Source organism: Stenotrophomonas sp. P5_B8 (assembly GCF_054049855.1).
In genome coordinates this window covers 1-1,851 of sequence record NZ_JBFULO010000589.1, presented here as the reverse complement: position 1 = coordinate 1,851, position 1,851 = coordinate 1, and the positions used below count along the sequence as shown (strand labels likewise).

The following is a 1,851-nucleotide window of genomic DNA, read 5'->3' as shown; positions in this document are numbered from 1 at the left end:
CACCGCAAGCCGAGCCCCGTAGCGGCCGGTAGGCCCCTGGGCAAAATCAAGGAGGAGGCCGCCAGGCCGGGGGACATTTGCGCCAGGGGCCTACCGGCGGCTGCGGGGCCCTCACGCTCGCAGTAGTCCCGAACGGAGCCGCGACCCGATCCACGACGTCGCTCGGACTACGCGGACGCACGTGCAGACGTATGYCACCCACTCCGCCCTTTGCAACAGGACGCTCCCGTTCGTTGGGAGAAAACCAAAAAAAAGCCCCTGGCTTTCACCAGGGGCTTTTCAAAGATTGGCGGAGCGGACGGGACTCGAACCCGCGACCTCCGGCGTGACAGGCCAGCATTCTAACCAGCTGAACTACCGCTCCGCGCTTGAAACTTTGCAGGCGCTCATTCTATCCGAAGATATTCAGAAAACCTACCCCGAATGCTGCTTTTCTCGAGGATTTTTTCGTAACTGGCGGAGCGGACGGGACTCGAACCCGCGACCTCCGGCGTGACAGGCCAGCATTCTAACCAGCTGAACTACCGCTCCGCACTAAAACTTTTACTGCTCTTCTCAACGACGTCGATCGCCGAGAAAACTAAGGCCCCCGATTGCTCAGGGGCCTCGTCGAAACTGGCGGAGCGGACGGGACTCGAACCCGCGACCTCCGGCGTGACAGGCCAGCATTCTAACCAGCTGAACTACCGCTCCACATTTCAAACTTTTACTGGCGGTGCTGTGGTGGGTGCTGAGGGTTTCGAACCCCCGACCCTCTCCGTGTAAAGGAGACGCTCTACCGCTGAGCTAAGCACCCCAGCAAGCCGCTTAGTTTACGGCATCCTTCAGGGCTTTGCCAGCCTTGAACGACGGATTGTTCGATGCAGCGATCTTGATGGTGTCGCCGGTCTTCGGGTTGCGGCCGGTGCGGGCAGCACGTGCGCGAACCTGGAACGTACCGAAGCCCACCAGCGTCACTGCATCGCCGCCCTTCAGGGCCTTGGTGATGGACGCGATGACGGCGTCGACGGCGCGGTTGGATTCGGCCTTGGTCAGGTCGGCGGCTTCGGCAACGGCATCGATCAATTCGGTCTTGTTCATTCTGTACAGCTCCTTTGGCGGGGATTCCGCATATTCGACAGTGAAGCATCCGACCCACAATGCGGCCGGACGCCAGTGAAGTTCTCGATTCGCCGACGTCAGTGAGTGCTGACTCGCGAGTGGTGCTTTTATACCAGCGCACCCCTACCCGCGCAAGCTGAAAAGCCAATAACGACGCGGGTTTCGGCGATTTCCAGATGGCGCGTCAGTGCTTGACGCGCGTCGTGGAAGCTGTCTTGCCCTTGCTGCGCACTGTGACGCGCGCCCCATCCTTCTTGGCCTTCTTGGGCGTCAGCGGTGCCTCCAGCGCCAACTCCAGCACCTCTTCGATCCACTTCACCGGAATGATCTTCAGATCGCGGGTCACGTTGGCCGGGATATCGGCCAGATCCTTGCGGTTCTCCTCCGGGATGATCACCGTGGTGATGCCACCCCGCAGCGCGGCCAGCAGCTTCTCCTTGAGTCCGCCGATGGCGGTGACGCGGCCACGCAGGGTGATCTCGCCGGTCATCGCCACTTCGGCGCGGATCGGCACCTTGGTCAGCGTGGACACCAGCGAGGTCACCATCGCGATACCTGCGCTGGGACCGTCCTTGGGCGTGGCGCCATCGGGCACGTGCACATGCACGTCGTGCTTCTGCAGGAACTCGTTGTCGATGCCCAGCCGCTCGGCACGCGAACGCACCACCGACAGTGCCGCCGACGCCGATTCCTTCATCACGTTGCCCAGCTGGCCGGTCAGGATCAGCTGGCCCTTGCCCGGCACCAGGG

Annotated in this window: 2 protein-coding genes and 4 tRNA genes; all 6 read right to left on the bottom strand. The window is 62.2% G+C overall.

All coding sequences use genetic code 11. The features are described from left to right. Positions 1-287: 287 nt before the first annotated feature. Positions 288-364: transfer RNA gene (locus tag ACXJKH_RS19670), tRNA-Asp, on the bottom strand. Positions 365-454: 90 nt separating this feature from the next. After that, positions 455-531, bottom strand: a tRNA-Asp gene (locus ACXJKH_RS19665). An 85-nt stretch (positions 532-616) separates the two neighbouring features. Further along, positions 617-693 (bottom strand) — tRNA-Asp (locus tag ACXJKH_RS19660). Positions 694-721: 28 nt separating this feature from the next. Then, a tRNA-Val gene (locus tag ACXJKH_RS19655) sits at positions 722-796 on the bottom strand. A gap of 11 nt (positions 797-807) precedes the next feature. Further along, a complete protein-coding gene (locus ACXJKH_RS19650) occupies positions 808-1,080 on the bottom strand; it encodes an HU family DNA-binding protein (protein WP_038690141.1) in 273 nt (90 codons plus the stop codon). 205 nt (positions 1,081-1,285) lie between these two features. Further along, on the bottom strand, positions 1,286-1,851 hold a 566-nt coding region (locus tag ACXJKH_RS19645; RefSeq protein ID WP_457321885.1), incomplete at its 5' end, for a S16 family serine protease.